We start from the raw sequence: 24,542 nt of genomic DNA, 5'->3' as shown, positions 1-24,542 counted from the left end.
ACTTCAGTGAGACGGTGCGCGCCGCCAAAAACGGTAGGAGCAATTGAATCCTCTGGTAGAGCAAGGAGGCGAACGATGCGATCAATCATTGCCATTTCGGCCGCCATCGCGCTCGCCAACAAACTCGGCAGGATAGTCTGAACGATGATGGCGAGGAACGAACGCTGCAAAGAACCCGCCCAAGCCACCTCATAACCATCAGAGAACTGTGATGTTGAGCTCTCGCATCGGATGCGGCATGTTAACGCGCTTCTACCTTCGAGGAACTTTTGCAATGGGCGAATTCAGCACCCGTGTGCGGGCAGGCATAGACGTTGTCTTAGAGCAAGTGTGTGCTGAGCTTCCGCATGGTGGCGATCACGAAAGTCGGAAGTACATCGCGGAGCAATTGAGCCAAGTGGCCGAGGCAGGACACAGCACCTTGCGCGACCTTACGGCGCGCCCGACGCGCTTTGGCCGATCTCAACAACCAACCGCGGTCCGCCTTGAACGCTATTGAATGGGGCTGAGCGAGGTCGTCGCCGGGCTCGCTGCTAGTGGGCTCTTCACCCAGTGAAGGGCTGCGCAGTAACGCGCGACCTCGTGCCAAGCCTGCTTTCGTTAAAGTTGCGAGCGGTAACTCGATGTCAATCGTTATAGCTATACGATTGGCCCTCGCGGATTGGTGAAGAGTGCCGCGGGTACGCAGGGCAATCGGAGCCCATCTACCCTACGCGTTTGGCGTGCCGCTCGACAGAGTGATCGCTTCCACCGCCCCTAAGCCGAAGGCCACAATACGGCGTCGGCGTTCAAGCACGAGCTGGCGTGCCGTCTGACAAGGACTAAAGGCAGATAGAAACAGTGCAGGAACGTCGCAGACAACAGCGCATCGAAACAAACGAGGTCGCTTACATTTTCGGCGACGGATCGAGCACCTGTTGCCGCGTCGTCGACATCACGGACCACGGAGCAGCAGTCGAGCTGCCCTTATCAGCTGGGCATAGCATAAGAGATCGGTTCAAGCTCATGATTGCGAAAGATCGCGTCGAAAGAAGTTGCCGTATAATCTGGCGTTCAGGCGGCCGTATCGGTGTTGAATTTGCGGATTGATGTGTAGGCGATTGCGGGACACGTGTTCCTACAGCGCTCGAAGCCGCGGGCCCGCGAAAGCGGCCGCTCACCTCAGTGCTAGGCTAGCTCTCATCTCACATGCATCTTTCCCGACGATCGCGTAGAGCAGCAATGAAGATTGGCAGGAACACGAAGAACCAAACGACCGCGGGCTCCGTGCTGCTGGCGGAGGATCGGGTCGGTATCCTTTGCGAATGGTGTCGACGGCGGCGCGGGGCGGCGTACCCAGCGGGCCGTTTTTAGCAATCCGTGACCGCAGTTTTGTCGGCATGCGCTTAAATTTCGTTGGGCATCAGAGGGTTAAGAGGCGGGGCGATGGCCGCGCCCGTTCAACGTCGACATAACCGACTTCGTTCAGCCCGGGCAATAGGCAGCGAAGTAGGATCGATCGTAAATCCCGTCTCTCGCGATAGCGCGACGCGTACCCATGCGACCGGCAAACTCAGACCATCGCGACCCGTCAACGCGTGCTTGTCGCCTTTTGATGAAATCCGGACTGACCCGCATTGCCGATTGGAAGTCCTGATCCAGGAGCCATTCTCGAGCGTATAGGTACGGCGAGAATGGGAGAGCCCGATGGCTTATGTGACCGGCTATATCACTGCGCTGATTGCCTTTGGCGCAGTCGACGCCATCTGGCTGAGTTTGATGGGACCTGCGCTCTATCGTCCGACACTTGGAGATATTCTGCTGACCGATCTCCGGGTGGCCCCTGCGGTGACATTCTATGCGATTTATCCAGTAGGACTTCTCGTCTTCGGCGTCATGCCCGGACTGAAGTCGGGTTCCGTGACCTCGGTCATCGGATTGGCCGCGCTTTTCGGAGCGATCGCCTACGCTACGTATGACCTTACCAATTTCGCAACGCTGCGCAATTGGACGCTGCAGCTCACGGTGCTCGACATCGCTTATGGTGCTGCCGCCTCCGCGCTCGCAGCCTTCGTCAGCGCTCTAGTCGTTCGCGCCGTTTCGAACGCCTGACGGTCAGGACGGACGGGACGGCGACAGTAGATGGTGGCTGACGCCCCACACCTCGCCGCCGGCGTGGCCGAACAGGCCGCTCGTGGCTAGAAAGAACAAGCGCCATCGCCGCTGCCAAAGACGCGCGTCCTTGCCGTAGACCTGCTTCAGCACCTCGAAGATTTCGGTTCGATGCCGGTCGTAATTGGCCAGCCAGTCCCGGGCCGTCTTCTCATAGTGCCGGCCGTTCCACTGCCACTCGGCATCCACGCTGAAGACATACTGGAACTGCCGGATCAACCTACGGCTCGGCATGATGCCGCCGGTGAAGAAATGCTGCGCAATCCAGTCCGAGCGGTTTTCAGGCGAAAAGCGGTATGAGCCTGACTTGTGCGTGAAGATGTGCAGGAACAGCAGGCCGCCGGGACGCAGTGCGGCGCGCATGCGTGTCAGCAGAGGCCGCCAGTTGACCATATGCTCGAACATCTCCACGGAGACGATGCGGTCGAATTGGTCGCTAGGCAAAAACTCGTTCATGTCGGCGGTGATGACCGAGAGGTTGCGGATATTCGCCGCCCCGGCCTGACTAAGGATGAATTCCCGCTGCGAAGCGGAATTCGACACTGAGGTGATGCGCGAATTCGGGTAGCGCCGCGCCATCCACAACGACAGGGAACCCCAGCCGCATCCCAGCTCGAGAATATCCTGACCGTCCTCGAGCTTTGCATGCCCGGAGGTGATTTCCAGCGCGCGCTCTTCGGCCTCTGCCAGCGTGTCGCGATCGTCGCCATAGAAGCAGCACGAGTACTTTCGCTGTGTGCCAAGGATCAGCTCGAAGAACCGTGCCGGGATCTCGTAATGCTGGGTATTCGCCTCGGCGGTGTTAATCGCGACCGGCAACGCCGCGATCGCGCGCGAGAAGCTTGCGTCCAAACCGCCCGGGGATTTCGCCAGGTCACGCTGCGTACGTTCAACCAGGCGGCTGATGACGGCCGCGCTGACGCTATCGGGCCACGGCAACGCTTCGCCGAGGCGGATCGCAGTCTCTGTCAGTGTCAAGCTAGCCTCCCGTGGATGTCTTCGGCGGTCCGGGAAAGAACACGTTCGTGGTCATCTGGTAGTTACGAAATGCATCGCCGCGATTGGCCAGCATGTGTTCTTCGAGCGGCGGAATGCCTGAGACATAGACGAGCAGCCAGTACATGCAGAGCGGCGCGATAAGCGCGAAATATCCCCAAAGTGCATTTCCCGTGAGATCTATCGCCAGTACGGGATAAGCAAGCCAGCCGAGCCATTCGAAGAAGTAATTGGGGTGACGCGACCACCTCCACAGCCCGACGTCGCAGACTTTTCCCTTGTTCGCCGTGTCGTGACGAAACCGTCGAAGTTGCTCGTCAGCCGTCGCTTCGCCTGTGATCGCCACGACAAAAGTCAGCACCGCGATCACGGCTTGCACTGGGGGCACCGAACCGGGAGCATTAGCCGCGAGCCACATCGAAAGTCCGAGCGGAATGCTGACGAGCGCCTGCTTCTGCAACAGCCAGAACATGTTCAGTGATGCGTCGGCTCCCCAGCCCCGAATGAGCTTGGCATAGCGCGGATCGTCCGTGATTCCACGCGTGCGGCGCGCGATGTGTAATCCGAGCCGAAGCGACCAGATCGCCGCCATCGCCGCGACGAGGACGCTCTGAAGACGCATCGGCGTGGCAATCACGGCGCCGGCAAAGCCGACCAAGCCAAGCCCGAACGTCCAGATCGTGTCGACCCATCCCGAATTGCGCGAGCCGCGCCAGACCAGCCAGGCGATGGTCATGATGACGGAGAGCGCCGCCGAAACGCCGACCAGACCGAGGACGAATGTGGAAACCGCCATTTAGGATCCGATGCAAATGGTGGTGGGATTCACAACCGAACGAAAGGTTGCAGCAGTCTTCCAAGCCAGCCGCGCAGTTGGAGAGTGCCCTGCATGGCAACCAGGCAGATGCAGACATCTCCCTCTTCGACAAACGGAGTGTGGTCGACGGTGTTGTCGGCCTCGTCGAAGTCGCCGGGACCATAGCGCCCGAGATCGTGGCGGAACGCGCCCTGGAGCACACAGGTCCACTCGACTCCGGAATGACCGTGGTGGGGCAGCGAAGATCTTGGCGCGGATTTCAACATGAAGACGCGCGTGCCCTCGCTCTCGGGAACCTCAACCCTTCTCCAGTGAACACCGGGCCCGATCCATCGCCATTGTCCAACCTCGTAGGGGGCAAGCACCGCGGGACAATCCGGCTCTGCTTGACGGATGGCCGCCGCCAGTGGTGCGGCCTTGTCCAACCGCGCGAGCGCCTCGTCCAGCGCCCCAGCGCGCGAGGCGACCGGCACCGCCCGCTCGACCAATGTGCCGCCAAACTGTTCGAAGGCAGCGACTGTCGTCCGGCAATGCGGGCACAGCGCGACATGGGCTGCCACGACGACGCTACGGGGCTCGTCAAGAGTGCCCGCTGCGAAGGCCGCCAGCGTTTCGTCACCCGGGTGATGTGTGATCGTCATGAGTCCTCACCAAGGAAGTCGCGCAAGCGCGCCATGGCCAGCCGCAGCCGGGATTTTACCGTGCCGAGAGGAATGCCGAGCTTCTTGGCGATATCGCCATGGGCGTTGCCTTCGAAAAATGACAGCTCCACCACTCGGACTTGATCCTCCGGCAAGCCGTCCAGCGCCGCCCGCACGCGGCTCTCTCGCTCGACGGCCTCAAACGGCACATCCGGCGGATCAGTCTCGGCGGGGAGTATTAGTTCGTACACCTGATGAAGCTGCGCGCGCTGATCCCTCCGAAATCGATCAATGCGTAGATTCCGGGCAATGGTGAAGATCCAGGCGGACACGGTCGCTCTCTGGGGATCATAGCTGTTGGCCCTCCGCCATACAGCGATCAAGGTCTCCTGCGCCAGATCCTCGGCGATCTCGCCCGCCGCGCCGCCCCTTATCAGCACCGACTTGATGCGGGGCGCGTAGAAATTGAAGAGGTCTTTGAACGCCTCGCGATCACGGCGCGTTGCGATTGCTCGAACGAGGTCGGCAGCTTTTTGCGGCGTAATCGGTTCAGCCTCGTAACGCATGGTGGTTTTCGGCCGACTGTCCCATCGTCGCCGTCTCTCCCCTGGCCCGGGCCGACACCCGCCGTACCCCAGCCTAGCCGCTGCACCGGTGATTTGCATACACTCTGATACGTGTCCCGTTCGGCTTTGGATCACCGCCGGCGGACGTGATCCAAGATCGTTCCTCGTCCGTATCAGTCTTGGAACGTCAAAAAGGGCGCTTCAACAGGCTTAGCCAGAGGACGGGGCGGATGCAGGACGAGCACGTACTGCGGAAGCGGATTGCGGTCGTTGGAACCGGCATATCCGGAATGTCCGCTGCATGGCTCCTTAGCCAGCGGCATGACGTGACCGTCTATGAACGGGATAGACGGCTCGGCGGCCATTCCAACACCGTCGAGGTCAGCACTCCCGATGGGGTCATTCCGGTCGATACCGGGTTCATCGTCTATAACGAGAAGACCTATCCCAATCTCACGGCGCTGTTCGCCCATCTCGATGTACCGACCCACGCCTCTGACATGTCATTCGCGGTCTCTCTCGAAGAAGGCGAACTGGAATACTCAGGGAGCAGCCTGAACGGGCTGTTTGCCCAACGCAGCAATGTCTTTCGTCCTCGTTTTTGGTCGATGCTCAACGACCTTTGGCGGTTCTATCGCGAGGCACCGCGGGATCTGTCGTCTCTCGACGATCTCTCCTCCCTGGAGCAATATCTCGACGCCGGCTATTACGGCGAGGTCTTTCGCAGCGACCATCTGTTGCCGATGGCCTCGGCGATCTGGTCGGCCTCGCCGAGCCTGATGCTGCAATATCCGGCCGCCTCGTTCATTCGCTTTCATGACAATCATGGGCTGCTGCGCCTGCGAAATCGACCGCAATGGCGGACGGTCGTCGGAGGCAGCCGAACCTATGTCGATGCGCTGACGCATCGTTTCAGGGATGGCATCCGTCTTGCCCGTGGTGTCGCGGCGATCCGGCGCTGCCGGGACTGCGTCGAGGTCAGGGATAACGGTGGCCACACCGACCAGTTCGATGACATCGTCATCGCAGCGCATGCCGACCAAGCGCTTGCTCTGCTGGAGGAGCCGACGGCATCGGAGCGCGGTCTGCTCGGAGCATTCCGCTACAGCCAAAATCGCACCGTTCTCCACAGAGACCCGGCCTTGATGCCGCAGCGCAAAGCAGCCTGGGCCAGCTGGAACTATATTGGCGGCAGAGGCAGCACGGAGCATCCAACCGTGACCTACTGGATGAACGCCCTCCAGCCGTTGCCGACGACGCAAAACCTGTTCGTGACGCTCAACCCCATGGCCGGACCGAAGCAGATTTTGCACGAGGAACATTACGGCCATCCGATCTTCGATGCCGCGGCCATGAGTGCCCAGCGCCGCCTGTGGTCCTTGCAAGGCCAGGATCGCGTATGGTTCTGCGGCTCCTATTTCGGCGCCGGTTTCCACGAGGATGGACTCCAGTCGGGGCTCGCCGTTGCCGAAACCCTCGGCGGCGTCCGGCGGCCGTGGCGCGTTGAAAACGAAGCTGGCCGCATCTACATCGGCAATGCGAGCCGATATCAGACCGGGCGACTTGTTGCATGACACCTTCATCGTGCCTCTACACTGGTCGGGTAGTTCACCGCCGTCTCCTGCCCCGGACGCATCGGCTCCGCTACCGGGTGTTCTGGATGCTGCTCGATCTGAACGAGATCGACAGCCTTTCGAAACGTCTCAAGTTCTTCTCGCACGACCGCTTCAATCTCGCCAGCTTCCACGACGCCGACCATGGCGACGGCAGTGACCTCTCGCTTCTCGAACAAGCTCGGGTCCTTCTCAGTCGTGCCGGATGCCGGACCGACCAGCTCACAATCAAGCTGCTCTGCATGCCGCGCATTCTCGGCTACGGCTTCAACCCGCTGGGTGTCTATTTTTGCTTCAGGCTCGACGGTGCGGTCGAGGCGATCATCTACGAAGTGCACAACACCTTCGGCGAGCGGCACAGCTATGTGCTGCCGGTCTACGGCGCCACGACAGAGATTATCGAGCAGCATTGCCCTAAGGAATTCTACGTCTCGCCGTTTCTGGGCATGGACATGTCATATGGATTTCGCGTTCTGCCGCCGGCCGCGCGGGTCGAGGTGTCCATCCACGGCAAGGAGAACGGCAATACAGTCATTGCGGCATCGCTGTCGGGAAAGCGTCACGAGTTGACAGATGGCGCGCTGATCAAGGCTCTTGCCAGTCACCCGTTGCTGACATTGAAGGTCATCGCGGGGATCCATTGGCATGCGTTGCGGATGGTGCTCAAAGGCTTTCGCTTTTACCCGCGTGACCAGGCGGTGCAGGGCGCAGCCAAAGCCACCGGCAGTCAGGGAATGCAGTCGTGAGGCAAGATTTTTCCTCGATATCTCCCGATATCGTCGCCGGGCCCTCGCGTTTGCAACCCGGATGATTGGCCGGCTGCTGCGTTTCCTCTGGTTTCATCGGACGACTTCGAGGCGAGGCCGTCAGTTTCGCCGAAGCTTCCAGCGACCATATTCAGCGCACAACGCGCTTGCCCTCGAGCGGTTTGGAGGGGCTGGGATCCGAAAGGGCTTGGTGTCTGCTCAATCACAGGCTGGTCCCGGTAGTGAGCTTTACCGTGCTGTAAGAAGTCGGGTCAAAGGCAGGGTCGGCCTCTGAGTCGGACCACTTCTGCACTACCTCTTGCTCCAGACATGTCTCTGGGGTGTGCTATCAAGCCGATGGACCAGAGAGTTTACGCCGAACTGAACAAACAAACGTGGCAGCGCGATTCGTGCGAAGTCGGACAGACCAGCATTGGACCTAGATCTCATCGAGCAGTCCGCGGACCTTCGCCGCTAGGTCTTCGATATTGAATGGCTTGGAAATCAAGTGTTTGCCGGCATCGAGCATGCCATTGTGGACAATGGCGTTGCGCGTATAGCCGGTCGTGAACAGCACCTTCAACCCCGGCAATCGCTCTAAGGCCCGGCTCGCCAATTCGGCGCCTGTCGTGTCGGGCATGACCACGTCCGTAAAGAGCAGATCCGGGACGAGTCCGTCGTCGATCTTTCTGATCGCCTCTTTAGCACCTGCCGCCTCGACGACCGTATAGCCCAGGTCACGCAGGCTTTCCGACGAGATATTGCGAACCCGCTCATCATCTTCTACGACGAGGATGGTCTCTTTGTGCAGGCTCGCGCCGATGTTCGCCTTCGGCTCGGGCGCACCCGATGTCTCCTCGACGCCGAAAAAGCGCGGAAGATAGACTTTGACCGTCGTTCCTACTCCCACTTCGGAATATAACTTTACGTGACCGCCCGACTGCCGCACGAAGCCGTAGACTTGGCTGAGACCTAGGCCGGTGCCCTTGCCCACCTCCTTCGTCGTGAAGAATGGGTCAAATACTTTACCAAGGACGTTTTCAGGCATTCCAACGCCATTGTCAGTGACGGCAAGCAGGACATACTGACCGGGCGTCAGCGCGTACTCACGCGCATACTTCTGGTCTATAGACGAATTGCTTGTTTCGATCGTCAGCTTGCCACCCCTCGGCATGGCGTCACGCGCATTCACTGCGAGATTTAGCACGACACTTTCCAGCTGAGCGGGGTCAGCTTTGACCCGCCAAACCCCGGCCGCCAGAACCATCTCGAGACGGACGAGTTCTCCCAGCGACCGGTCGAGCAGCTCGCTCATCCCGCCAACCATCTTGTTGAGGTCCATGACCTCGGGCGCAAGCGGCTGTTGGCGTGAAAACGCCAGTAGGCGCTGAGTCAGCGTGGCTGCCCGATTTGCACCATCTATGGCTCCCTCGATGAAGCGGTCCACGTCGATTTCTCCCTTGCCCAGTCGTCGTTTGGCAAGATTCAGACTGCCGATGATCACGGCCAGCATGTTGTTGAAGTCGTGTGCAATCCCGCCCGTCAATTGACCGACAGCTTCCATCTTCTGAGACTGCCGGAGCTGCTCCTCGGCCTTCATACGTTCCGATATCTCCTCGGCTACGCGTCGCTCCAAATCGGCATTGAGGGACTCCAGTCGCATCAGAAGGCGCGCGTTGTCGATCGCAGTGGCGGCGTGGCCGGCGATGCCCAGAAGTGTGGTTTCGTGCTCGATTTGAAACTTCCTTGGCTCAGCGTGACCGAAGAAAAGTCCGCCAAGTACTTCGCCCGAACGTGAAATTACGGGTACCGCCAGATATGACCTGACGGGAAGGTGACCTTCCGGCATTCCTTTTCGCGGAGCATTCTTGCCATAGCGCGGATCTTTCAGGATGTCGTCTGATCGCACCACGCCCGTACCCAAGAACGTCGGCTCGAAGACCGCCGTATTGCGTGGCATAGGGAAGTTTTCGAATGCCGATCGTGGTACGCCAGACAACGAATAGAGCATGTAGCTTCCACCGTCCGGTGTAAGGACGTTGTAGAAGAAGGCGCCGAATTGAGCCCCCGAGAGCTCGACGCCGGCATCGGTTACGGTCTGAACTATCTTCTCGAGATCGCGTTCGCGGGCCACGGAAGCACCGGTGTCGTTCAGTATGCGCAGATGGCGCTCGGATTTCTTCTGCGCACTGATGTCCAGAACGGTGCCGATGAAGCGGACGGCCTTTCCTCCCGAAAAGATCGCCTCGCCGGTCGCCGCGATCCAGCGCTCGGTTCCATCCTCGACACCTATGGTTCGGTATTCGATGTTATAAGGCTTGGGAGACGGCGGCTCCAGTGCTTCAGAGACCGCTTCGTGCGCACGCTGCCTGTCGTCCGGATGCAAGCCCTTCAGGAACGCGCCTTCGTAACTTATTTCCGCCTGAGGCGACAAGCCGAACAATTCTTTGCAACGATCGTCCCATCGCAGAACGTCATTGACCGGATCATAGTCCCAAGTGCCTATGCCGGCAGCCTTGTTGGCGAGGCCGAGTCGCTCTGCCGCTTCCCGGGCTGCCTGCTCCGACCGTACACGTTCGATGTGCGCCCACGAGCGTTCGGTCACCTCTGTAAGCAATGCGAGTTCGCGCTTGCTCCACCAGTGCGCTTGCCGATGATGGATCGCCATCAAGGCTGTCAGCCGTCCTTCCTTCACGAAGGGCATGCAAATCGTAGCGCGGATTCCAATGTTCTGGAACGTAGCCGCTTCTTCGGGCGCAATCTCTTTCGAATTGTCATTGATGACCAGGGGGCGGCCCGCTCCGAGCTCGGTTACGGCCTTTTGACCGAAATCGGCCAGGCTATAGTGCCCAAGAATGTGCATTGCCCCCGGTGCCGCCCAGTCTCCCCGAATGGTAAAGCCGTCCTCGTCCGGATCCATATCGGCGTAGGCACAGCTCGATACCATCAGATGTTCGCCAAGCATCCTAGTCGTCACAGCTAAAACGCCGTCTGCGTCTCTGGTTTTGGCGGTTTCCCTGTTGAGGGCATCCAGAAACGTCAGGCGAGCCTCGTTTTCCCTGACAGCGACCTCGGCCCGACGACGTTCCACAGCTGTGCGGGTTCGCTCGGCAACTTCGCGCACCAGTTCGAGTTCTTCTGCGGTCCACTCCCGTGGCTCCGCGTTGTTCAAGTACAGGAGTGCCACAACGCCGTCGGACTCGGAGATTGGCATGTTGACCAGGGCGCGAGCCGATATTGCTTTAAGAGCATCGGCACGCTCGCCGATACGAGGGTCCTTCTCCGCATCCGCACAGATGACCGTCTCACCGCGCTTCAGATCCTCGATGTAGCTACCGTAGTCGCGGAAGCGAAGAACGCCCGCCAGGCTCGATATGCCCGGCGCATTCCAGTCACGGCTTATGGTGATCGTCTCGGCCGATGTATCGACCGTACCATAGCCGGCCCTGCTGACCCCCAGACTGCTTCCGAGAAGTTCAGCCGCGGCATAGGCAAGAGCATCGGGATCGTCGATCCGACGGATGAAATCGCCCAGGGTGTCAAGGACGGACGTGCGGTCGACCGATGGCGTAGCTCGCAACGTCATCGATCTTCCTTTGTCTCTTTGAGCATATTGATTTCTTACTAATTTCAGGGGCGTGCCCTGAGCCAGGCGATCCGCAGACGAATTGCATAACGGCGGGCAGCAAGCCTAGGTTCCCGTTCCGGATATGCCTACAAAAAGCAGCTGCTAACCGTGGCTCAAACCGCCAAAGGCGTGAGGCCGAGGGGTTTCCCGAAATCCTGCCGAAGGACTGGATCATCCGCGGAATGCGTCCTGAGGACTTAGCACCAAGTACCGATGAAGAGTGCCGCGCGACATGAAGCCCATTGCGGCAATCGCGACAACGGAGGGATGTCTCTGGATGCCGGGCCGGACTTGCCGACCACGTCTGATGCCCCGTGAATCCAACACGTCGTCATCGTTGCCGTGACGACCGCTAAGGGCCATGTGTGGACGGCTCCGGGTTGGCAAGAAGAATCTTCACTTTGCAGCATTGGTCGGAGCAGCCATGTGTTCGGCCTGTTAGCGCGGTTCACGTGACCGCTGGCCACAATGCCCTCCGCGGATCAGGTCCCGGTCAATAGCACGCATTCGACGATGCTGTGGCCCTAGTGGGTTGTCGTGATCGCCGGATCGACCGGCGCTGCATTAGTGCTGTTCGCCCTTCCAACCGTTACGTCACACCCGGATGACCGGCTGTGATCTCGTTCACGCCGTAAGAGCGGCGGGTTCCTTGTAACGTTAGTTCCTGGCCATCATCGCCATGCCATCCTGGCGAGCTTATTGGCGAGTGCGATGGCAGCGACCTTGGTGGGGCGCCGCGCCAACAACGCGGTGAGCCAGGGCCGATGGCCCGTGCCATGGATCTTGGCATAGCGGATCACGGCGAGCGCGCCAGCTGTGAACAGGCTGCGCAAATAGCGATCGCCTTGCTTGCTGATACTGCCAAGCCTGTCCTTGCCCCCACTGGAGTTCTGCTTCGGTACGAGCCCAACCCAGGCCGAGAAGTCGCGTCCCGATCGGAAGGCATTGGCATCGGCAACGCTCGCGACTAGCGCTGTTGCCAGCGCTGGACCGATGCCAGGGATCGCATCCAGTCGCTTGCTCGTCGCGCTTGATCGATGCCAGGCGATAATGCGCCGGTCGAACTCCAGGATCTGAGCCTTCAGTGCCCGCAACTGACTGCCGAGAGCCGCAAGACACGCACGGGCCACCTCCGGGAGGCGGCGTTCAGCTGGATCGGCGACGACTTCCAACAGCTGTTCGACACCCCTGCGCCCGACGGGGGCGACGATCCCGAACTCGGCCAGATAAGCGCGGATTGACTTGATGACGGCAGTCTGCTGGCGAATGAAGAGATGGCGCACGCGATGAAGCATCAGACAGCTCTGTTGCTCGATCGTTTTGATCGGCACRAACCGCATGTTGGGTCTCGTGACCGCCTCGCAAATCGCYTCCGCGTCGGTGCTGTCGTTCTTCTGCCGCTTGACGTAGGGCTTCACATAGGCCGGAGGCATCAATTGCACCGTATGCCCCAACGCCCGCAGCTCGCGGGACCAATAATGGGATGACGCGCAAGCCTCGATTCCCACCAGGCACGGCGGCAACTTCTCAAAGAAGGACAGCACGAAGCGGCGCTTGAGCTGACGGCGTATGACCACCTGACCGGCTGCATCGACGCCATGCACTTGAAAGACCGACTTCGCGATATCCAGACCAATCGTTGAAATTGACTGCATAGGCTGCTCCTCCGAATCGTGGGAGCTTCAAGCGGCGCCCACTCCTTGGCACTCTCGTGCCCGTGGAGGAGCCGTCCACAGCATCAGAAGCGGACATTCCCGTTCGTAGCCTGAGTGTGCTAGCCTGAGGCACCATGCCCACACCTGCCGAAGCAGTAAGAAGCTACATCTTGGCCAAGGACGGCAACCGACCGTTCTTGATGAGGCAGGCGTTCTCTGAAGACATCGCACTCGAAATGGTGGTCAAGACCGACGCCATTTCGTTCCCCAACACGGCTTCTGGCTTGAACGCCGTGGAAGAAATTTTGGTGCGTCGTTTTGGTGTCGAATACGAGAACATCTACACCTTCTGCCTATCCCAGCCTCCCGAGGCTGACCGAACGCGCTTTCAGTGCCATTGGTTGGTGGGGATGTCCGCTAAGGCCGGCGGGCAGCCGCTGCGAGTTGGATGCGGACGTTACGACTGGCATTTCAATGAGCACGGAAAAGTGGTGAGGCTGGTGATCACCATTGAAGTCATGAAAGTCTTATCGGGCGCCGAACTCGATGGCGTGATGCGCTGGCTATCTTCGCTTCCCTATCCGTGGTGCAGTCCGTCTCAGGCTCTTCTGTCAGTTCCTGCGCAGAATGACCTGCGCGAGGTTGAAGCCTACTTGAAGCAGGCTCAATAATCTCGAACTACGATTGGCCAATAGGGTTGACGTCCCGAAGTTGAAGCTCGCCGTGTGTCGCCTTCGGATCAATCGCGTCACGATGGCCGCGTGCCGCTCCCTTCCGGTCTGCCCCTGTGAACGGAAATCGTCAGACTGCGCGGGCATGTCACCCGCGGGCCATAACCGGACCTGTTCACTCGATGACCTTGTCGGCACTGGCCGAGAGTGCAGGAGAGACGGAAAGGCCCAGCTGCCTGGCCGTCTTCAAGTTGATGGACAGATCGAATTTGGTCACTTGGTAGAATGGAATATCGCCAGCTTTTGCTCCGCGGAAAATTGCGTCGATGTTGTTGGCCGCGCGCTTATACAATTCGACTAGATCAAAGGAGTAGGCCATTAGGCCCCCGGCTTCGACGGATTCGGTGAACGCGAAAATCGCCGGAAGTCTCGCGTCGGTCAGCAACTTGGCGATCAAAGCGCTGTTTTGAAAAGTTTCAGGGGAGTCGACCACCATGACTGCATTTGCGCCTTCGCCGGAAAGGCTCTCTACCGCTGCCCGCCAGTCATTTTCTTGAGCACCAACATCCAGTAGCGACGCCGCGATAGGTAGGCCAGCCTCCTGGGCCGCTGYGGGGATAGGCGAACCCTCGACGAGCCCGCTGTATTGGATGTGAAGAGCGAGCAAGCCAAGTTTTGATATTGAAGGAAAGATTTCGCGCAGCAGTGCAATCCGCTTTCCATGAATTGATGGACCGGCGTCGATGCTGGCTCCCGTAAAATTTCCGCCCGGGCGAGCCAGACTTTCGGCAATCCCCAGTCGAACGGGGTCGGCAGTTATCGTTACGATTGGAATACGCGATGTCAGTTTTTTGAAGATGAGTGCGCCAGGACCACCGAGGAGAATGACGTCCGGGTTGCTGCTAACGATTTCCGTCGCCAAGGCCTCGAGGCCGGACGTGTTTTGCTCTCGTCCATAACTTTCGACTTTGAGGTTTTGTCCCTCGATCTGTCCCAACCGTCGCAGCTCGGCGAAGAGGGCTCGAGGATATTTTTTCCCGCTAAGCTCGTGCCAGTCCGCGCTCGGCTCTGACGGGACGAAAATAGCAAGACGTTTCTTCTTGGCGCTCTCCGCCGCCGCAGCCAGCCGCGGCAATGCTACCGCACCACAAACGGCACCGAGAAAAGCACGCCGCCGCATGTTCGCCCCCTAGCCAGAGTCTAGGTCAACGCATCTTAGCGTCTAAAAGGCCATACTGAAAATCAAAGGTGGCTCTGCGATGTCCGGGTTGGGTCAAAAGCGTCGGTTTGGCGCTCAGGGGCAAACTTCCGCTCTGCCGCCATCACCCGACATAGCTGCACCGCGTCAACGGAAGCGATGGGGCACGAGCGGAAGTGCCTAGCCGCTCCATATCGGCCGCCGTCGGTCATCCCTGAACGAACAGCTTACTTTTCTCTCGTCTCCGGCTATTCTTGGTGTCGTTCCGCGATGAGCGCGTTCGCGATGAAATGTGGTCTATCGGGCGGAGAAGACGGCGTTGCGCTATCTCTTCGAGGACTACGTATTGGACACGGACCAGCGCGAGCTGCGCTGCGGAGCCGAGCTGATTGCGACTGCGCCACAGACGTTTGACTTGCTCCTATACCTCATTTGCAACAGGGAACGGGTTGTCAGCAAGGACGATCTTCTCGGTGCGGTCTGGAGTGGTCGTATCGTCTCGGATGCCGCGCTCACGACGCGCATGAATGCAGCTCGCGGCGCAATTGGCGACACGGGCGAGAAACAGCGCCTGATAAAGACGATGCCCCGCAAGGGTTTCCGCTTTGTTGGCACAGTGCAGGAGGCGCAAAGGCCCACAACCGTCCCCTTTGGCCATGTGGCGCAGAACAATGATGCAGCGCAGAGGTCGCTTTCACCACCTCGTCTTTCCATCGTCGTGTTGCCCTTCGCGAACCTCAGCAGCGCCCCCGAGCAGGACTACTTTGTCGATGGTGTGACCGGGAGCCTCACCACGGATTTATCGCGCATCAGCGGCTCATTTGTCATCGGCCAACACACCGCGTTCACCTACAAAGGCAAATCGGTCGATGTCAGGCAGATTGGTCGTGAGTTGAATGTTCGCTACGCGCTCGAAGGCTCGGTGCAGCGTTGCGACGATCGTCTCCGGGTGAATGTTCAATTGATCGATGCGACGACGGGCAATCATTTGTGGGCCGACCGCTTCGACAAGCCCTTCGCCGATCTGCTCGATATGCAGGACGAAATCGTAGCCAGGATTGCGCGGACTCTAGACGTCCAACTCGTTGTCGCAGAGTCGCGGCGCGCGGCAAGAACGCTGAATCCCGATGCTGCCGATCTCTATTTCCAGGGCCGCTATTCCTGGAACAAAGGATTGACACCCGAATATTTGGCAGAAGCTCGCCTTTTTTTTGAACAAGCCTTGGCGATTGATCCCAACAATATCGACGCCTTGAGCTGGACGGCGACGGTCGAGGCCGCACTTGGAGTGTTGTTCCTAACCGACCATCCCCACGAACATCTGACAGCGGCAGAGACAAAAGTGCTGAGGGCGCTGTGCCTCGCTCCGGACCATGCCTGGGCTCATTTCACCTTAGCCGTCGTACTCATCTGTACGAATCGCGTGGCCCGAGGCATGGCTGAGTKCGAGCGAGCCTTGGCCCTGGACCGCAATTTGGCTGACGCTCACGAGATGCTGGGCGTCGCCAAAAATTATATGGGTTGCGCTGCGGATACGGAGTCCCACATCAATGAAGCGCTGCGGCTGTCCCCTCGCGATATCTCCGCCTTTCGATGGATGAATACGGCGGCCTTTGCCAAGCTGCTGATCGCTGCCGACGCTGAAGCAGCGGTCTGGTTTGCTCGAGGAATCGAAGCCAATCGAAACTATCCGCTCTTGCATTTCGGATACGCTGCAGCGCTCGCACTTCTTGGAAGGCTGGACGAGGCGCAAGTCGCGGCGAAAACGGGACTTTCGCTCGATCCAGCGTTTACCATCCGTCGCGTCAAAGGCGTTTCAGTGAGCGGCGAGGCGACGTTCGTCGCAGGAATCAAGCGCTTTGTTAAGGGAATGCACATTGCCGGAGTACCGGAGGGATGATGTCGGCGGCCAGTTGACTGCTGAGTTGGCAAGAGCGCCGATCGAACTCCGCTTAGGGTCAAAAGCAGTCTTCGAGGACAAACGCCTGGCAGGTCGGTTGACGGGCCAGTAGCCGACGCAAGCCGTCACCGACGTGGCGCCTGGATATCGAATTCAGAGGTTGCCAATCGGTCGGCGGCAGAGAAGGTGCGTCCTGATGGACGCCTGCTGCACACCCGCTGCCATGATATCATCATGCCCCTGTTTTGCCCGACGGGTCAAATCGATTTCGTAAAATCGAAAAAGCCCAATGCCGACAAGGGCCCGGCTACGGTGCATGGGGTTGTTTTCGCGAATTTTGTTTTCGGCCCCGATATCCGGGCCGGACCCCAATCTCGTCAGGTCCGGAGTGGCCCGAGCACTCGCCTCAGCTATCCACCTTCAGCGCGGCAATGAAGGCTTCCTGCGGGATGTCGACCTTGCCGAACTGCCGCATCTTCTTCTTGCCTTCCTTCTGCTTCTCCAGAAGTTTCCGCTTACGCGTGATGTCGCCGCCGTAGCACTTCGCGGTGACGTCCTTGCGCAGGGCGCGCACCGTCTCGCGCGCGATCACCTTGCCGCCGATCGCCGCCTGGATCGGGATCTGGAACATGTGCGGCGGGATCAGCTCCTTCATCTTCTCGACCATCGCGCGGCCGCGCCCCTCCGCGCGGGTGCGATGCACCAGCATCGACAGCGCGTCGACCGGCTCGTTGTTGACCAGGATCTGCATCTTGACGAGATCGGCCACCTTGTAGTCGGTCAGGTGATAGTCGAACGAGGCGTAGCCTTTCGAGACCGATTTCAGGCGGTCGTAGAAGTCGAACACGACTTCGTTGAGCGGCAGATCGTACTTCACCATGGCGCGGGAGCCGACATAGGTCAGCTCCTTCTGCGCGCCGCGGCGGTCCTGGCACAGCTTCAACACGCTGCCGAGATATTCGTCGGGAGTGAGGATGGTGGCCTCGATCCAGGGCTCCTCGATATCGGCGATCTTGACCACGTCGGGCATGTCGACGGGATTGTGGATCGAGATCTCCTGGCCGTCGGTCAGGTGCATCTTGTAGATCACGCTTGGCGCGGTCGCGATCAGGTTGAGGTCGAACTCGCGCGACAGCCGCTCCTGGATAATCTCGAGGTGCAATAGCCCGAGGAAGCCGCAGCGGAAGCCGAAGCCCAGCGCAGCCGAGGTTTCCATCTCGTAGGAGAAGCTCGCGTCGTTGAGGCGCAGCTTGCCCATCGCCCCGCGCAGCGTTTCGAAGTCATTGGCGTCGGCCGGGAACAGGCCGCAGAACACCACCGGGATCGCCGGCTTGAAGCCCGGCAGCATTTCGGTGACCGGCTTCCGGTCGTCGGTGATGGTGTCGCCGACGCGGGTGTCGGCGACTTCCTTGATCGCCGCGGTGATGAAGCCTATCTCGCCGGGGCCGAGCTCGTCGACCTGCTCCATCTTCGGGGTGAAGAAGCCGACGCGCTCGACGTCATACGCCGCGCCTGTGCCCATCATGCGGATGCGCTGGTTCTTCTTCATGACGCCGTCGACCACGCGGATCAGCACGACCACGCCGAGATAGACGTCGTACCAGCTGTCGACCAAGAGGGCCTTCAAGGTCGCGTCGCGGTCGCCCTTCGGCGGCGGCAGGCGGGTGACGATGGCTTCCAGCACGTCGGGGACGCCGAGGCCGGTCTTGGCCGAGATCATCACGGCGTCGGAGGCATCGATGCCGATGACGTCCTCGATCTGCTGCTTGATCTTCTCGGGTTCGGCCGCGGGAAGGTCGACCTTGTTCAGGACCGGGACGATCTCGTGGTTGTTGTCGAGCGCCTGATAGACGTTGGCGAGCGTCTGCGCTTCGACGCCCTGGCTGGCGTCGACCACCAGCAGGGAACCCTCGCAGGCCGCCAGCGACCGCGAGACTTCGTAGGCGAAGTCGACATGGCCGGGCGTGTCCATCAGGTTGAAGATGTAATCCTTGCCGTCCTTGGCGTGGTAGGCGAGGCGCACCGTCTGCGCCTTGATGGTGATGCCGCGCTCGCGCTCGATGTCCATGGAATCGAGCACCTGCTCCTTGCCCGCCATTTCACGGTCAGTGAGGCCGCCGGTCATCTGGATCAGGCGGTCGGCCAGCGTCGACTTGCCATGGTCGATATGGGCGACGATGGAGAAGTTGCGGATGTTCGAAATGGGGACGGTCGTCATGGGCGCGGGATACCACTCACATCCCCGTGCGGCAACCATATTGCTGTATTTTCAGGGCCTTTCTTCACGCCAAGCTGATTCCACGAGGGCCCAAAACGCGCTACGCAACGGCCCATGTCCAGGCTCATGTCCACGACCTCGATCCCCTCCGCCCGAACACGCGTAAAAGCCCGGGTGAGCCTTAACCGCTTCCGGGCCTGGCTGGTTGCCTGCGCGATCCGGCCCGAAGCGCGGCTCTGGCTGGTGATCCAGCTCGCCATCCTGCATGCGGTGCTCTGGACCTTCATCCTGATCAATCTCAAGGCAGCGCAGGACGTTCACATGGACGTCGCAGAAGCCTATGGCTGGGGCCAGGAGTTCCTGTGGGGCTACGGCAAGCACCCGCCGCTGTCGGGCTGGGTCGCCGGCCTCTGGTTCAAGGTGTTCCCGGCGGCGGACTGGGCGACCTATGCGCTGGCGATGGCGACCGTCGGCGTCGGCATGGTGATCTGCTGGCTGCTGAGCTTGCGCGTCGTGGACGCGCGGCGCGCGTTCCTGGTCGTGGTGATGGTCGCGCTCTACCCGATCTTCAATTTCAAGGGTTTCAAGTACAACCCCGACCTGCTCCAGCTCGTCACGCTGCCGCTGCTCGTGCTCGCCTATCTCAACGCCTTCGAGAAGCGGACCTGGCAGTCCGGTATCTGGTTCGGGCTCGCCGGCGCGCTGGCGCTGATGACCAAATACTGGGTGCTGACCATGATCGGTGCCATCGGCCTTGCCGCGCTGATCCATCCCGACCGGCTGCGATTCCTGCTGTCGCCGGCGCCGTGGGTCGCGATCGTGACCATGGTGGTGGCGATGATCCCGCACATCGTCTGGCTTGCGGGCGTGCATTTCGTGCCGCTGACCTATGCCGGCGATACCTACAGCCTCGATGACAGCCGCCAGGTCCATCAGCTCGTGGCGGGCTACGCCCTGCATAATTTGGCGCTGCTGGCGTTGCCGGTGGCGCTGGCCGCTCTCGCAATGGCGCTGGTGCCGCATTGGTTCACGCTGCTGCTGCGCGCACCGTTACGCATCGTCACGCGCGCCTGGGGGCGTGGCGCCAATCCCGGCGTCAATGTTGCGCAGGCGTTGAACGTCTGGATCATCCAGATCATCGTCGCGGTCGGCCCGCCGCTCGGCGCGCTGGCCTTCAGCATCTACATGAAGACCGATTGGGGCATCTCGCTGTTCTTCCTGGTGCCCTTGGCGCTGGTCGCGATCCCGGCGCTGCGGGTGCAGAGTGCGGCCCTGTTCAACATCGCCGTGATCTGGCTCGTGCTCAGCGTCGCCACGCTCGCCGCCTCGCCCTGGATCGCCGCGCGCGAGATGGCGGCCAATGCCAGCAATACGGCGACCTACGGCGCGCGCTCGGAGTTGGCGCATGAATTGACGCAGGCCTGGCACACGCGTTTCGGCTCGCGCTGGGCGGTCGTCGCCGGCACCATGGAGTCGATCCAGCCGATGGTGTTCTACAGCCCCGATCATCCGGCCGCGTTGATGCCGCTCGAAGCCTGGGATTCCGGGCTGACGTCGCGCGAGGATGCCAAGAAGTATGGTTTCATCGGCGTGTTCGATCCAACCGATGGCCGCCTGCCGGCGTTCGAGAAATGGGTCTCGGAGATCGCGCCGAACGCCGAGCGCATCGTGATGACGACGCGCCGCTTCACCCACGGCAAGGCCGGCCCGTCGATGAGCTGGAATATCTACATCGCGCCGCCGGCGAAGTGACCGAGCTGTCGTAGGGTGGGCAAAGCGACTTGTCCGCCATAGCTCGAAGAGCGACGGCGGAAGCGTGCCCACCACTTCTATGGCGATTGTCGCGAGATGGTGGGCACGGCGCTACGCGCCTTTGCCCACCCTACGGCACCGAGCGCGTGGCTCAGATCCCTTCCTCGTTGAACTTGCTCTCAACGAGCTCGGTAATCGCCGCAAGCGCAGCCTGGGCATCGTCACCGGCGGCGGCGACCGTGATCGTCGTGCCCGGTCCTGCGGCCAGCATCATCAGGCCCATGATCGAGGTGCCGCCGACGGTCTCGCCGCCGCGCGTCACCCACACCTGCGCGTTGAAGCGCTCCACCGCCTGGACGAATTTCGCCGAGGCGCGGGCGTGCAGGCCGCGCTTGTTGATGATCAGGAGGTCTTTGGAAATGGCTCCCGCCGGCACGCCTGTCCCGGCCTGGTTTCCGAGCGGCGCGTCGTCGCTCATTTGCCGGCGAGCACGCGGCTGGCAATGGTGACGTATTTGCGACCCGCTTCCTGGGCCATCGCGATCGCGTCGGGCAGCGGACGCTCCTCGCGCACCTTGGCAAGCTTCACCAGCATGGGAAGGTTGATGCCCGCGAGCACCTCGACCTTCGGCCGGCTCATGCAGGATATTGCAAGGTTCGACGGCGTGCCGCCGAACATGTCGGTGAGAATCGCGACGCCGTCGCCGGAATCGACGCGGTTGACCGCCTCGATGATGTCGCTTCGGCAGAGATCGGAATCATCTTCGGCACCGATCGTGATCGCTTCGATTTGCTTTTGTGGGCCCATGACATGCTCAAGCGCTGCCTTGAATTCGTCGGCAAGGCGCCCGTGGGTCACAAGTACTAGACCAATCATCGGAAAACTCCTCGCGGGCGCTTTTGGTGCACCGCACGAACGCGCCACTTTGACCATCCAGAGCCCCCGCGCAAGAGGGGATGTTGCGTATCTCCCTGAAACTAGACGGATGGATGAGGGGAGCTGCGCCGGTCTATTCGGTCGCGATAGTGGGGTTCATATGGTTACCATTTCCCTTCAAACAATCGCCTGAAGGGTTAACGGAAGATGAACTCTTGGTAGTGGTCAAGGCCGCAACAACCAAAGGGAGGGGCGAATAGTCGCGCCCGACGGGGATTCGCGGTATTTCGACACCGAAAATGCTAGTTTTCAGCGATTCCGCCGCAGGCAGCCGTTCTGCGTCGGCGGCGTCCAGATCGACCACGAGGCCGACGGTCGCATGCTCCACGAAGTCGCAGCGGCGGATTCCCAGTCCCCGAATCTCGATCAGGCCGGCCAGCAGCGGCGCGGGGCGGACTTCAATTTCATCGCCGACTGTCGCCAGATGGACACGGTCATCGCCGACCAGAACGGCCCTTTCGACCACGCCGGCGCGTCCCGCCATGATCAAATCGAAGGCAAGGCGCGACTTGCCGGAGCCTGAGGGCCCGCGGATCAGCACCGCCAGAGTCCCGACCTTGACTGCGGAGGCGTGAACGCTGGGGCCACCGCCGCTCATAGCGCCGGCAGCCTCACCACGAAACGCGCGCCGACAACCGTAGGCGCTCCGTCCTCGTCCGCCGGGCCCGGGCGGTTCTCGGCCCAGATGCGTCCGCCATGGGCATCGACGATCTGCTTGGAGATCGACAGGCCGAGGCCGGAGTTCTGGCCAAAGCCCTGGTGCGGACGGTCGGTGTAGAAGCGCTCGAAGATGCGCTCCAGCGCGTCGTCGCGGATGCCGGGACCGTCGTCGTCGACCACGATCTCGATCTCGGAGCGGACACGGCGGCAGGTGAGGCGCACCTTGCTGCCGGGCTCGGAGAACGACTGCGCGTTGGAGAGCAGGTTGGAGACCACCTGCCCGAGCCGTGAATCGTGGCCCGTCACGGAGAACGCGTCGGTCGCGCCRCGGCCTTCGAAGCGCGTTTCGACCGCGACGTCATGGCCGAGCTTGGTTTCATTGGCGACGGATACGAGCGTCGTCAGCAGGCGGCGCAGGTCGACTCGGACCGCATCCTGGCGCTGCAATTCGGCGTCGAGGCGGCTGGCGTCGGAGATGTCGGAGATGAGGCGGTCGAGCCGCTTGACGTCATGCTCGATCACCTCGAGCAGGCGCGCGCGGCTGGTCTCGTTGCGCGCCAGCGGCAGCGTCTCGACCGCGGAGCGAAGCGAGGTCAGCGGGTTCTTCAGTTCATGCGCGACATCGGCGGCGAACATCTCGATCGCCTCGATGCGGCTGTAGAGCGCGCTGGTCATGTCGCGCAGCGCGCCGGACAGGTGACCGATTTCGTCGCGGCGCCGGGTGAAGTCGGGAATCTCGATGCGCGCCTTGATGCGGCGGCGGACGCGCTCGGCGCTGTCGGCGAGCCGGCGCACCGGGCCTGCGATCGTGCTGGCGAGCAGCAGCGACAGCATGATCATGACCGCGGCAGCTACGCCGCCGACCTTCAGGATCGCCAGGCGCTCGGCGGTGACCATCTGGTCGATGTCGTCGCCCTGCGTCGACAGCATCAGGGCGCCGTGGATGGCGCGCGAGCGCAGCACGGGGACTGCGACCGAAACGATCACCTCGCCGCGCGAATTGACCCGCACCATCGAACGCTTCTGGCCCTGGAGCGCGTCGCTCACTTCCGAATAGCCATTGCCGTTCTCGCGCCCGAGCTCGCGATACAGCGGCAGGTCACCGCGGTTGATCCAGAGGCGCACCGAGGTCAGGCCGCGCTCGATCACGCCGGGCTTCTGCGATGGCGGCGGCAACGGGAAGATCAGCACGTTCTCGAGGTCGCGGCTGTCGAGCAGCACCGTCCCGTTGGGGTCGAATATCCGCGCCCGCGTCTTGGTCGGCGAGATCAGCGTGCGCAGCACGGGGGCCACGCGCTCCGGGCTGATCGGGAAGTTCAGCGCCGAATAATCGTCGGATTCGCCGTAGCTGTCGCCGAGCTTCAGATCGAGCAGGCGGTCAGGATCGACCGTGATCGCGTTGGTCTGCACGGTCGCCGACGCTCCGATGGCACCGGCGATGATCTCGGCCTGCACCAGCAGACTCTGCGCACGCGCGTCGATCAGGCCGGCGCGGAACTGCGAGAGATAGAGAATGCTCGCGACCAGCGCGACGAGGCCGGCGAGGTTGAGCGAGACGATGCGGCGGGTCAGGCTCGAGAAGGAGAGCGCGAAGAAATACTGACCGGCACGCGTCAGCCAGGAGAACGGCCGCCAACCTTGCGCGGCCGGCTTGTCGTCGGCGACGTGCTCCGGTACGCCGTCGGATGCGATATCCCCGGCATTCTGGTTCTCGTCAGGCTGCGTTCGGTCAAGCAATGCTTACGCCCGCGTTAGGACATCTCGTGCGAAGGGTCCCCGCATCCTAGAGCCATCCCGGTCCCGATGGAACGAGAACCGGCGATGCTCTCAGTCTTTCGTGAAGGCGCGTGAGCCTCAGGCTTCCTTGAAGCGGTAGCCGACGCCGTAGAGCGTCTCGATCATCTCGAACTCGTTGTCGGTCACCTTGAACTTCTTGCGCAGCCGCTTGATGTGGCTGTCGATGGTGCGGTCGTCGACATAGACCTGRTCGTCATAGGCSGCRTCCATSAGCGCGTTGCGGCTCTTCACCACGCCGGGCCGGGTTGCCAGCGCCTGGAGGATCAGGAATTCGGTGACGGTCAGCGTCACCGGCTCGTTCTTCCAGGTGCAGGTGTGCCGTTCGGGGTCCATGCGCAGCAGGCCGCGGTCGAGCGCCTTGGCATCGTTCTCCTTCGGCGCGACGGTCGGGTCCTTCGGCGCAGAGCGGCGCAGCACAGCCTTGACGCGCTCGACCAGCAGGCGCTGCGAGAAGGGTTTGCGGATGAAGTCGTCGGCGCCCATCTTGAGGCCGAACAGTTCGTCGATCTCTTCGTCCTTGGAGGTCAGGAAGATCACCGGCAGGTCGGATTTCTGCCGCAGCCGGCGCAGCGTTTCCATGCCGTCCATGCGCGGCAT

Annotated in this window: 20 protein-coding genes; 7 read left to right on the top strand and 13 right to left on the bottom strand. The window is 61.2% G+C overall.

Annotated elements, in window-relative coordinates; genetic code table 11:
* Positions 1-840 precede the first annotated feature (840 nt).
* Both AB4Z51_RS39080 and AB4Z51_RS39075 read left to right on the top strand, forming a co-directional pair.
* Positions 841-1,089 carry a PilZ domain-containing protein gene (locus AB4Z51_RS39080; protein ID WP_441499258.1) on the top strand — a complete coding sequence of 83 codons (249 nt, stop codon included), beginning with the start codon at positions 841-843 and terminating at the stop codon, positions 1,087-1,089.
* Between the two features lie 597 nt (positions 1,090-1,686).
* Positions 1,687-2,091 carry a DUF2177 family protein gene (locus tag AB4Z51_RS39075; protein ID WP_441499257.1) on the top strand — a complete coding sequence of 135 codons (405 nt, stop codon included), beginning with the start codon at positions 1,687-1,689 and terminating at the stop codon, positions 2,089-2,091.
* Between the two features lie 3 nt (positions 2,092-2,094).
* Here AB4Z51_RS39075 and AB4Z51_RS39070 read toward each other — a convergent pair whose 3' ends face one another.
* The 4 genes from AB4Z51_RS39070 to AB4Z51_RS39055 are packed head-to-tail and all read right to left on the bottom strand — an operon-like array spanning position 2,095 to position 5,171.
* Positions 2,095-3,129, bottom strand: a complete 1,035-nt coding sequence (locus tag AB4Z51_RS39070) for an SAM-dependent methyltransferase (protein WP_441499256.1) — start codon at positions 3,127-3,129, stop codon at positions 2,095-2,097.
* Position 3,130: 1 nt separating this feature from the next.
* On the bottom strand, positions 3,131-3,943 hold the full coding sequence (locus AB4Z51_RS39065; protein WP_441499255.1) for a DUF1295 domain-containing protein: 813 nt from the start codon (positions 3,941-3,943) through the stop codon (positions 3,131-3,133).
* Positions 3,944-3,972: 29 nt separating this feature from the next.
* A complete protein-coding gene (locus AB4Z51_RS39060) occupies positions 3,973-4,605 on the bottom strand; it encodes a ChrR family anti-sigma-E factor (protein WP_441499254.1) in 633 nt (210 codons plus the stop codon).
* On the bottom strand, positions 4,602-5,171 hold the full coding sequence (locus AB4Z51_RS39055; RefSeq protein ID WP_441499253.1) for a sigma-70 family RNA polymerase sigma factor: 570 nt from the start codon (positions 5,169-5,171) through the stop codon (positions 4,602-4,604). The genes AB4Z51_RS39060 and AB4Z51_RS39055 overlap by 4 nt, the downstream gene beginning before the upstream one ends.
* Positions 5,172-5,401: 230 nt before the next feature.
* Between AB4Z51_RS39055 and AB4Z51_RS39050 the strand changes: the two genes are divergently transcribed.
* On the top strand, positions 5,402-6,745 hold the full coding sequence (locus AB4Z51_RS39050) for an NAD(P)/FAD-dependent oxidoreductase (RefSeq protein WP_441499252.1): 1,344 nt from the start codon (positions 5,402-5,404) through the stop codon (positions 6,743-6,745).
* The gene (locus AB4Z51_RS39045) at positions 6,742-7,530 is read left to right on the top strand and encodes a DUF1365 domain-containing protein (protein ID WP_441499251.1); all 789 of its coding nucleotides are present in this window, start codon (positions 6,742-6,744) and stop codon (positions 7,528-7,530) included. Before AB4Z51_RS39050 ends, AB4Z51_RS39045 begins: the two co-directional genes overlap by 4 nt.
* Positions 7,531-7,969: 439 nt before the next feature.
* Here the strand turns inward: AB4Z51_RS39045 and AB4Z51_RS39040 are convergent, their stop codons facing one another.
* Positions 7,970-11,116 (bottom strand): GAF domain-containing hybrid sensor histidine kinase/response regulator, encoded by a 3,147-nt coding sequence (locus AB4Z51_RS39040; protein ID WP_135217189.1) that lies wholly within the window; start codon positions 11,114-11,116, stop codon positions 7,970-7,972.
* Positions 11,117-11,829: 713 nt separating this feature from the next.
* Positions 11,830-12,813, bottom strand: a complete 984-nt coding sequence (locus AB4Z51_RS39035; RefSeq protein WP_441499250.1) for an IS110 family transposase — start codon at positions 12,811-12,813, stop codon at positions 11,830-11,832.
* A 170-nt stretch (positions 12,814-12,983) separates the two neighbouring features.
* On the opposite strand from AB4Z51_RS39035, the gene AB4Z51_RS39030 reads away from it, so the two are divergent.
* The gene (locus AB4Z51_RS39030; RefSeq protein WP_441499249.1) at positions 12,984-13,484 is read left to right on the top strand and encodes a hypothetical protein; all 501 of its coding nucleotides are present in this window, start codon (positions 12,984-12,986) and stop codon (positions 13,482-13,484) included.
* 175 nt (positions 13,485-13,659) lie between these two features.
* Here the strand turns inward: AB4Z51_RS39030 and AB4Z51_RS39025 are convergent, their stop codons facing one another.
* Positions 13,660-14,664: an ABC transporter substrate-binding protein gene (locus tag AB4Z51_RS39025; RefSeq protein WP_441499248.1), complete on the bottom strand. Its 1,005-nt coding sequence runs from the start codon at positions 14,662-14,664 to the stop codon at positions 13,660-13,662.
* A gap of 337 nt (positions 14,665-15,001) precedes the next feature.
* On the opposite strand from AB4Z51_RS39025, the gene AB4Z51_RS39020 reads away from it, so the two are divergent.
* Positions 15,002-16,582, top strand: a complete 1,581-nt coding sequence (locus tag AB4Z51_RS39020) for a winged helix-turn-helix domain-containing protein (RefSeq protein ID WP_441499247.1) — start codon at positions 15,002-15,004, stop codon at positions 16,580-16,582.
* Positions 16,583-16,988: 406 nt separating this feature from the next.
* Here the strand turns inward: AB4Z51_RS39020 and lepA are convergent, their stop codons facing one another.
* Positions 16,989-18,800 (bottom strand): translation elongation factor 4, encoded by a 1,812-nt coding sequence (gene lepA / locus AB4Z51_RS39015; protein ID WP_071916919.1) that lies wholly within the window; start codon positions 18,798-18,800, stop codon positions 16,989-16,991.
* A 126-nt stretch (positions 18,801-18,926) separates the two neighbouring features.
* On the opposite strand from lepA, the gene AB4Z51_RS39010 reads away from it, so the two are divergent.
* The gene (locus AB4Z51_RS39010) at positions 18,927-20,552 is read left to right on the top strand and encodes a glycosyltransferase family 39 protein (RefSeq protein ID WP_441499259.1); all 1,626 of its coding nucleotides are present in this window, start codon (positions 18,927-18,929) and stop codon (positions 20,550-20,552) included.
* Positions 20,553-20,703: 151 nt separating this feature from the next.
* On the opposite strand, the gene AB4Z51_RS39005 is transcribed toward AB4Z51_RS39010, so the two are convergent.
* From AB4Z51_RS39005 to AB4Z51_RS38985, 5 genes are all read right to left on the bottom strand, one after another.
* On the bottom strand, positions 20,704-21,030 hold the full coding sequence (locus AB4Z51_RS39005; RefSeq protein WP_063980739.1) for an HPr family phosphocarrier protein: 327 nt from the start codon (positions 21,028-21,030) through the stop codon (positions 20,704-20,706).
* The gene (locus AB4Z51_RS39000; protein ID WP_007597752.1) at positions 21,027-21,428 is read right to left on the bottom strand and encodes a PTS sugar transporter subunit IIA; all 402 of its coding nucleotides are present in this window, start codon (positions 21,426-21,428) and stop codon (positions 21,027-21,029) included. Before AB4Z51_RS39000 ends, AB4Z51_RS39005 begins: the two co-directional genes overlap by 4 nt.
* A gap of 133 nt (positions 21,429-21,561) precedes the next feature.
* Positions 21,562-22,086 (bottom strand): HPr kinase/phosphorylase, encoded by a 525-nt coding sequence (locus tag AB4Z51_RS38995; protein ID WP_071916918.1) that lies wholly within the window; start codon positions 22,084-22,086, stop codon positions 21,562-21,564.
* Positions 22,083-23,885 carry a stimulus-sensing domain-containing protein gene (locus AB4Z51_RS38990; protein WP_166076171.1) on the bottom strand — a complete coding sequence of 601 codons (1,803 nt, stop codon included), beginning with the start codon at positions 23,883-23,885 and terminating at the stop codon, positions 22,083-22,085. The genes AB4Z51_RS38995 and AB4Z51_RS38990 overlap by 4 nt, the downstream gene beginning before the upstream one ends.
* A gap of 117 nt (positions 23,886-24,002) precedes the next feature.
* Positions 24,003-24,542 (bottom strand): winged helix-turn-helix domain-containing protein (locus AB4Z51_RS38985; protein ID WP_441499246.1); only part of this gene is annotated, 540 nt, incomplete at its 5' end.

This window comes from Bradyrhizobium sp. 2TAF36, from assembly GCF_052114925.1.
GTDB lineage: Bacteria > Pseudomonadota > Alphaproteobacteria > Rhizobiales > Xanthobacteraceae > Bradyrhizobium > Bradyrhizobium barranii.
This window is presented reverse-complemented; position numbering and strand designations above follow the sequence as displayed.

Excerpts from the sequence above, each read along its gene's own strand:
- AB4Z51_RS39050 (WP_441499252.1), top strand. The coding sequence starts at position 5,402 with ATGCAGGACGAGCACGTACTGCGGAAGCGGATTGCGGTCGTTGGAACC.
- AB4Z51_RS39045 (WP_441499251.1), top strand. The coding sequence starts at position 6,742 with ATGACACCTTCATCGTGCCTCTACACTGGTCGGGTAGTTCACCGCCGT.
- AB4Z51_RS38995 (WP_071916918.1), bottom strand. The coding sequence starts at position 22,086 with ATGAGCGGCGGTGGCCCCAGCGTTCACGCCTCCGCAGTCAAGGTCGGG.
- AB4Z51_RS39055 (WP_441499253.1), bottom strand. The coding sequence starts at position 5,171 with ATGCGTTACGAGGCTGAACCGATTACGCCGCAAAAAGCTGCCGACCTC.
- AB4Z51_RS39060 (WP_441499254.1), bottom strand. The coding sequence starts at position 4,605 with ATGACGATCACACATCACCCGGGTGACGAAACGCTGGCGGCCTTCGCA.
- AB4Z51_RS39010 (WP_441499259.1), top strand. The coding sequence starts at position 18,927 with ATGTCCACGACCTCGATCCCCTCCGCCCGAACACGCGTAAAAGCCCGG.
- AB4Z51_RS39040 (WP_135217189.1), bottom strand. The coding sequence starts at position 11,116 with ATGACGTTGCGAGCTACGCCATCGGTCGACCGCACGTCCGTCCTTGAC.
- lepA (WP_071916919.1), bottom strand. The coding sequence starts at position 18,800 with ATGACGACCGTCCCCATTTCGAACATCCGCAACTTCTCCATCGTCGCC.
- AB4Z51_RS39065 (WP_441499255.1), bottom strand. The coding sequence starts at position 3,943 with ATGGCGGTTTCCACATTCGTCCTCGGTCTGGTCGGCGTTTCGGCGGCG.
- AB4Z51_RS39005 (WP_063980739.1), bottom strand. The coding sequence starts at position 21,030 with ATGAGCGACGACGCGCCGCTCGGAAACCAGGCCGGGACAGGCGTGCCG.
- AB4Z51_RS39075 (WP_441499257.1), top strand. The coding sequence starts at position 1,687 with ATGGCTTATGTGACCGGCTATATCACTGCGCTGATTGCCTTTGGCGCA.
- AB4Z51_RS39000 (WP_007597752.1), bottom strand. The coding sequence starts at position 21,428 with ATGATTGGTCTAGTACTTGTGACCCACGGGCGCCTTGCCGACGAATTC.